General features: G+C 63.7%; 6 protein-coding genes. 2 read left to right on the forward strand and 4 right to left on the reverse strand.

Annotated features, from left to right (window positions below; all coding sequences use genetic code 11):
* Positions 1–119: 119 nt before the first annotated feature.
* From NP534_RS24950 to NP534_RS24960, 3 genes are read right to left on the reverse strand one after another with little or no spacing between them, the layout of a single operon-like run.
* Entirely contained in the window at positions 120–1,613 is a 1,494-nt protein-coding gene (locus NP534_RS24950; protein WP_274100477.1) for an aldehyde dehydrogenase, read from the reverse strand.
* Between the two features lie 54 nt (positions 1,614–1,667).
* Positions 1,668–3,050 (reverse strand): aspartate aminotransferase family protein, encoded by a 1,383-nt coding sequence (locus tag NP534_RS24955; protein ID WP_274100478.1) that lies wholly within the window; start codon positions 3,048–3,050, stop codon positions 1,668–1,670.
* A gap of 45 nt (positions 3,051–3,095) precedes the next feature.
* Positions 3,096–3,881 carry a helix-turn-helix transcriptional regulator gene (locus NP534_RS24960; protein WP_274100482.1) on the reverse strand — a complete coding sequence of 262 codons (786 nt, stop codon included), beginning with the start codon at positions 3,879–3,881 and terminating at the stop codon, positions 3,096–3,098.
* A 353-nt stretch (positions 3,882–4,234) separates the two neighbouring features.
* Between NP534_RS24960 and NP534_RS24965 the strand changes: the two genes are divergently transcribed.
* Positions 4,235–5,614: an APC family permease gene (locus NP534_RS24965; RefSeq protein WP_274100479.1), complete on the forward strand. Its 1,380-nt coding sequence runs from the start codon at positions 4,235–4,237 to the stop codon at positions 5,612–5,614.
* 3 nt (positions 5,615–5,617) lie between these two features.
* On the opposite strand, the gene NP534_RS24970 is transcribed toward NP534_RS24965, so the two are convergent.
* Entirely contained in the window at positions 5,618–6,109 is a 492-nt protein-coding gene (locus NP534_RS24970) for a GNAT family N-acetyltransferase (protein WP_274100480.1), read from the reverse strand.
* A 137-nt stretch (positions 6,110–6,246) separates the two neighbouring features.
* Here NP534_RS24970 and NP534_RS24975 point away from each other — a divergent pair.
* The coding region (locus NP534_RS24975; RefSeq protein ID WP_274100481.1) for a biliverdin-producing heme oxygenase at positions 6,247–6,769 on the forward strand (523 nt) is incomplete at its 3' end.

The raw sequence follows: 6,769 nt of genomic DNA on the forward strand, positions 1-6,769 counted from the left end.
GCGTACGTATGAGGTGTCGGCCAGCGTGGATTTCTGAACAGGTAGAAAGCCGCCCCTGCAGATCCAGCAGGCCCCTGTGGCAGCGGGCTTACCCGCTGCCACAGGGTTGCCGGCATGCGTCACGCGCGCAGCTGATACCAAGTGGTCTTGAGCTGCGAATACTTGTCGAACGCATGCAACGACAGGTCGCGACCGAACCCCGACTGCTTGCCCCCACCAAACGGCACCGTGACATCCAGCGCATCCACCGTATTGACCGAAACGGTGCCCACCTTCAACGCCCGCGCCACGCGATGCACCTGGTTGAAGTCATCGCTCCATACCGACGCGGCCAGGCCATAGACACTGTCGTTGGCCAAGCGCACGGCCTGCTCCTCGCTGTCGAACGCGCTGACCGCCAGCACCGGCCCGAACACTTCCTCCCGGGCCAGGCTCATGCTGGCCTCGACCCCGGCAAAAATGCTCGGCTCGATGTAGTTGTCCGACCCGCCCAGGGTCAGGCGCCGGCCACCGCACACCAGCCGAGCGCCCTGCTCGTGCGCATGGTCGATGGCGGCCTTGATGCGGCCGGTCTGCTCGGCATCGACAATTGCACCCGCGCGGCTCGCAGGGTCCAGCGGGTTGCCTGGCATCCATTGGCGGGCCTTGGCTTGCAGGCGTTCGATAAACTCATCGTGGATCGAACGCTGCACGTACAAGCGCGAATTCGCCGAGCACACCTCACCCTGGTTGAAGAAAATGCCGAATGCCGCTTTTTCCGCTGCCAGGTCCAGGTCCTGGCAGTTTTCGAACACCAGGTTAGCGCTCTTGCCGCCACACTCCAGCCACACCTGCTTGAGGTTGGACTGCGCCGAGTACTGCATGAAGTATTTACCCACCTGGGTAGAGCCGGTGAACACCAAGCAGTCGACGTCCGGGTGCAACCCCAGCGCCCGACCCGCCTGTTCACCCAGGCCGGGCACCACATTCAGCACGCCTTCCGGCAAACCGGCCTCCAGCGCCAGTTGCGCCAGGCGCAGCGCCGAGAACGGTGACTGCTCGGCAGGCTTGAGCACCACGCTGTTGCCGGCGGCCAGCGCTGGCGCAAGTTTCCACGCGGCCATGTCGAGCGGGAAGTTCCACGGCACCACGGCGGCGACCACGCCCAGCGCTTCGCGGGTTATCGTGGCCAGCGCGTTGGGCGCCGTGGGGGCCACCTGATCGTACAGCTTGTCCAGCGCCTCGCCGTACCAGGCGAAAACATGCGCCGAGCCAGGCACGTCGATGGTGTAGGCATCCATCACCGGCTTGCCCATGTTCAACGAGTCCAGCAGTGCCAGCTCTTCGCGATTGGCCATGATCAGCTCGGCCAGGCGCAGCAGTACTTTCTTGCGCTCGACCGGGGCCATGCGCGCCCACGGGCCCTGTTCGAAGGCCCGCCGTGCGGTGGCCACCGCGAGGTCGACTTCGGCCTCAGCGCAGGCGGCAACCTGCGCCAGCACCTGCTGGGTGGCCGGGTTGATGGCCGCGAAGGTGGCGCCGGAATTGGCGCTCACCTGCTGGCTGCCGATCAGCGCTTTATCGAGAAAAACCAGGCCTGCGGCGCGGGTTTGCCAGTATTCGAGACTGTTCATTTGCGCTCCATACGACTGTCTTGGATTTTGCGGCTGCCTTGCGGCCCCAGATACTCAGAGCCTGCCCACCAACCTGGCAGTGCGGTCCACTGCAATGCGGGTCTTGTCGACCAGCTCGTCCAGCTCGGCGCGGTTGGCCACCAATGCCGGCGCCATGATCATCCGCCCCAGCGTCGAGCGAATGATCAAGCCTTCCTCGAAACCGAAGGTGCGGCATTGCCAGGCCAGGTCGTTCTCGTTGGCAAAACGCTTGCGGCTGGGCTTGTGCTCGGCAAACTGCAGCGCCGCCACCAGGCCGGCACCCTGCACCTGGCCAATCAGCGGGTGGTCGGCGAACACTTCGCGCAGGATGCGCTGCAGGTACGGCCCGGTGTCGTCCTTGACCTGGCGCACGATGCCTTCGTCACGCAGCGCCTTGAGGTTGGCGATGGCCACCGCCGCCGCCACCGGGTGGCCCGAATAGGTCAGGCCGTGGGCAAACACCCCGCCGCGCTCCACCAGTGCCTCGGCGATACGCTTGCTCAACACGAGGCCACCCATGGGCACATAGCCGCTGGTCAGGCCCTTGGCGATCGACAGCGTGTCCGGCTCGAAACCGAAATACTCATGGGCAAACCACTCGCCGGTGCGGCCAAAGCCGCCGATCACTTCGTCGGCACACAGCAATACGTCGTACTGGCGGCAGATGCGCTGGATCTCGGGCCAGTAGCTTTCCGGTGGGAAGATCATGCCCCCGGCGCCCTGGAAGGGTTCGGCGACAAAGCCTGCGACGTTTTCCGCGCCCAGTTCGAGGATCTTCTCCTCCAGCTGCAGGGCGCAGCGCCGGCCGAACTCGGCCGGGGTCAGGTCACCGCCCTCGGCGTACCAGTACGGTTCGTCGATGTGCGCCACGTCCGGGATCAGCCCGCCCATCTCGTGCATGAACTTCATCCCGCCCAGAGCCGTGGCCGCCAGGGTCGAGCCGTGGTAGCCGTTCCAGCGGCCGATCATGACCTTCTTGTTCGGCTGGCCGACCACCTGCCAGTAACGGCGCACGGTGCGGATCAGCACTTCATTGGCCTCGGACCCGGAGTTGGTGTAGATCGCGTGGCTGTAGTGGCCTGGCAGCAAGCTGAACAGCAGTTCGGACAGTTCGATCACCGCCGGGTGAGTGGTGTGGAAGAACATGTTGTAGTAGGCCAGCTGGTCCATCTGTGCGGCGGCCGCGGCGGTCAGGTCCTTGCGCCCGTAACCCAGCTGGGTGCACCACAGGCCCGACATACCGTCCAGGTAGCGCTTGCCCTCGCTGTCCCACAGGTGTAGCCGTTCGCCACCGACCATGACCCGCGGGCCTTCGGCATTGAGCGCCTTCTGGTCGAGGAAGGCATGGATGTGGTGCGCCGCGTCAGCGGCCTGGTAGTCACGGGTCTGGCGTTTGGGGGCAAAAGGCGCGTTCATTGGCGGTTTTCCTTGTGGTTATAGGGGCGGGCGAGGCGGCTGCGCTCAGCGCAGCTTGCCCATGTAGCTTTCCAGCGGGTCCTTGCCCAGCACGCCCTGGGCATTGGCCAGCGCATCGATGAACAAGGAGAACAGCTCGGACTGCGTGCCGATGTCGAGCTTGGCGTAGACATGCTTGCGGTGTGACTTGATGGTGTCTTCCGAAACCCCCAGGCGCTCGGCCAGGGATTTGGTCGAGTGGCCACGCAAGATCAGCTGGGCAATGCGGCATTCGCGCATCGTCAGCAACGAACTGCCGAAGTTGTTGAGGGCGGCATGGATGCGTTGCTCCAGCACATTCTCGAAACGCCCACCGCGGCTGCCCAGCCCGGCAAAGTGCTTGCTGAGCACCGCCAGCACCCAGGGCGTGATGCGCCCGAACAGGTCGCGGCTTGGGGCGTCCAGCTTGTCGGTGAAGGCCAGCGACACAGCCAGGCTCTGGCCGGGCACGACCTGCAGGATGTAATTGAGCTCATCCTCCAGGTGTGAATGGCGGTAGAACGACTGGTAGTACTCACTCACTTCGAAGTGGTCGGGCGCCACGTCGAACAGGCCATAGCAGCCCGACGCGACCTGCTCGACGCAGGCGCCGTAGAACGGGTCGAGCAGATAGAAGCCGGAAAGGTAGCGACTGACGTTGCCTTCTGGCTGCCAGGGGGCCTTGTCATCCTGCTCGAACAGCGCGCACGGCATGCCGTCATGCGGGTAGAGGTAGACCGTGGTGGCCTGGATGGGCCGGATCACCCCGAGTGCTGCGAACAAGGTGGCGGCAAAGCCCGGTTGGCCGATCATGTCGGTAACCCTGGCAATGTGCTCGAACCACTGTGCTGAAGCCAATCGATCACTGGTCACTGGAAATCTGCCGGTAGCGGGAAACGGTATCGCCGTCGGGGCGGCGCTTTGTTTCCAGATACTCCCATGGCCAGGCGAAGACCGAAATCACCCTTTGGGGTGAGCGTTTTCAGGCGACCAGCGGCTCACCCCAAAGGGTGATTTCGAGCGGGCCCGGGGTGTGGGAGCATCGTCCGGCCCCACCCCTGAGGGCTGCGCAACCCAAGCTGGCCCAGCCTCCTTTCATGGCCCCTCAACAGTATCGAGCCCGCTCGCATACTGCGGCGTCCTGCATCCGATTTCAGGAGTTCGCAATGCATACAACAACAACTACGGCCCAGTCCCACTCCGCCAACGCCTCGTCACCCTCCGCGTCTTCCGGCCGCTTCAGAAAGTCCATGGGGCTCAGCGCCCTGGTGCTGTTCGGCCTTGCCTACATGGTGCCCCTGGCGGTGTTCACCACCTATGGCCTGGTCACCCAGATGACCAAGGGGCACCTGCCCACCGCCTACCTGTTGACCCTCGCCGCCATGCTGTTGACTGCCTACAGCTACGGCCGCATGGTGCAGGCGCACCCCTACTCCGGCTCGGTGTACACCTACACCCGCAAGGCCTTTGGCACCCACATCGGCTTCATGGCCGGCTGGACGCTGCTGCTCGATTACATTTTTTTGCCGTTGCTCAGCTACCTGCTGATCGGCATCTACATGTCGGAGTACTTCCCGGCCATCCACGCCTGGGTATGGGTTGCCGGCTCCATCGCCCTGGTGACCTTCCTCAACCTGATCGGCATCGAGTCGATTACCCGGGTCAACTGGATCCTGGTGGTTGTGCAACTGGTGTTCATCGTCGTGTTCGTCGGCTTGTCGATCAACAACCTGGCGGGGCAATCGGCGCCGGTGTCACTGCTTGCCCCCTTCCACCACGAAGGGTTCAGCGTGCCATTGATCATGACCGGTGCCGCCGTGCTGTGCCTGTCGTTCCTTGGCTTCGATGCGGTCTCGACCATGGCCGAGGAAACCAGCAACCCGACGTTTCGCATCCCACTGGCGATCATGGCCGTGTCGCTGATCGGTGGCCTGCTGTTTCTGGTGGTGTCGTACTGCGCGCAGATGGTCTTCCCCGAGTGGGGCGCCTTCGCCGACCCCGATTCGGCCTCGGTGGACGTGATGCGCCGGGTCGGCGGTGAACTGCTGGTGACGGCGTTTACCGCCACCTACGTGGCCGGCTGCTTCGCCTCGGCCATGGTCTCCCAGGCAAGCGTGTCGCGGGTGCTGTTCGCCATGGGCCGCGATGGTGCGTTGCCAGGGGTGTTTGGCCAGTTGGTGACGAAAAAACGCGTACCGGCTGCGGCCATCATGCTGGTCAGCATCCTCTCGCTGATCGCCCTGGTCATCACCCTGGACACGGTCGCCAACATGATCAGCTTCGGCGCGCTGTTCGCCTTTTCAGCAGTCAACCTGGCGGTGGTCAAGCACTACCTGGTCGACCAGAAGCGGCGCGGCACCCGCAATTACCTGCTGTATGGTGCGATTCCGGGGTTGGGGTTTCTCAGCACGCTGTGGCTGTGGAGCAGCCTGTCGAGCCTGTCGTTCACCATCGGGCTGTGCTGGATGGCCGTGGGCTTCCTCTGCCTGCTTGGGCTGACCCGGGCGTTTCGGGTGAAACTGCCCGAGTTGCAGATGGCCGAATGACGCTCAAAGCGTCATGAGCATTTCGTGCCAGGCCATGCCGCCGTGGTCGGACGGCGACGGTTTAACGTAGGCGTAACCGAGCTTGGCGTACAGCGCGACATGCTGCTGCTTGCACATCAGGTGGATGGTCTGCTTGCCTTGCGCCTTCATGCGCTGGATGAACGCGCTCATCAGCAGCTTCGCATAGCCTTTGCCCTGATGGGCGGGGTCGACCACGACGGACATGATCACCACGTTCGGCGCCGCCGGGTCATGGCCGACCAATTCCTTGAAGGCTTCGTCGGACATGACCACGTCATGGGCACAGCCACTGTTGATGAAGCCGACGGTCTCACCCTCGGCTTCGAGCAGCAGGAACCCTTCGGGGTACTGCGCGATGCGGGTGCGGATTTTTTCCAGGGTTGCCGCTTCATCCCCTTCATAGGCGCCGATTTCGATCGCGTAGCAGCGTTCAGCGTCGGTGGGTTCGGGGTTGCGGAACTGGGGGGCGCTCATGCGCTGACTCCTTTGGGACATGACAACAGGCTGCATGATAAATCACTGCCGTTTATTTTCGGCATGACAGGATCGTTTCCTGGGCTGAGTGATCTTATTACCATGCCCCTTTTGACACTTCGACATGGAAATCCCCGATGACTGCAACCGCCACGCGCCTCACCGTCCCCGGCCGCTGCGCGCGCCTGAAGGCGTCCAGCAGCCGCGACCACGACAGTGTCGATGAACTGGTCATGGCCGCACGCCCCTTCGAAGACCGTGAGCGCTATGCGCGCTTTCTGCAGGTGCAACACCGCTTCCATGGCAGCCTGCTGGCGTTGTACCACGATGAGTTGCTCAACGATCGCCTGCCGGGGCTGATGCAATTGTCGCGCTTCGCGGCGGTCGAGCGCGATTTGCTTGACCTGGGCCTGGCGCTGCCTTCGGTGCCGCATACGGTCAGTGCCAGCCCGGCCCAGGCTTTGGGTTGGCTGTATTGCAGCGAGGGGTCGAACCTTGGGGCGGCGTTTTTGTTCAAGCAAACCCAGCGCCTGGGCCTGAACGGCAACGAGGGGGCTCGGCACCTGGCGCCCCATCCGGACGGGCGTGCCCTGCACTGGCGGGAGTTTGTTGCCAGGGTTGATGGCCTGGCGCTTGATGCCGAGGAAGAGGCTGAGGTGA

The sequence above is a fragment of the Pseudomonas sp. 39004 genome (assembly GCF_028682155.1).
Lineage (GTDB): Bacteria > Pseudomonadota > Gammaproteobacteria > Pseudomonadales > Pseudomonadaceae > Aquipseudomonas > Aquipseudomonas capeferrum.

Bases quoted from the DNA above. Each gene is read 5' to 3' on its own strand.
- NP534_RS24965 (WP_274100479.1), top strand. From the start codon at position 4,235: ATGCATACAACAACAACTACGGCCCAGTCCCACTCCGCCAACGCCTCG.
- NP534_RS24950 (WP_274100477.1), bottom strand. From the start codon at position 1,613: ATGAACAGTCTCGAATACTGGCAAACCCGCGCCGCAGGCCTGGTTTTT.
- NP534_RS24970 (WP_274100480.1), bottom strand. From the start codon at position 6,109: ATGAGCGCCCCCCAGTTCCGCAACCCCGAACCCACCGACGCTGAACGC.
- NP534_RS24960 (WP_274100482.1), bottom strand. From the start codon at position 3,881: ATGATCGGCCAACCGGGCTTTGCCGCCACCTTGTTCGCAGCACTCGGG.
- NP534_RS24955 (WP_274100478.1), bottom strand. From the start codon at position 3,050: ATGAACGCGCCTTTTGCCCCCAAACGCCAGACCCGTGACTACCAGGCC.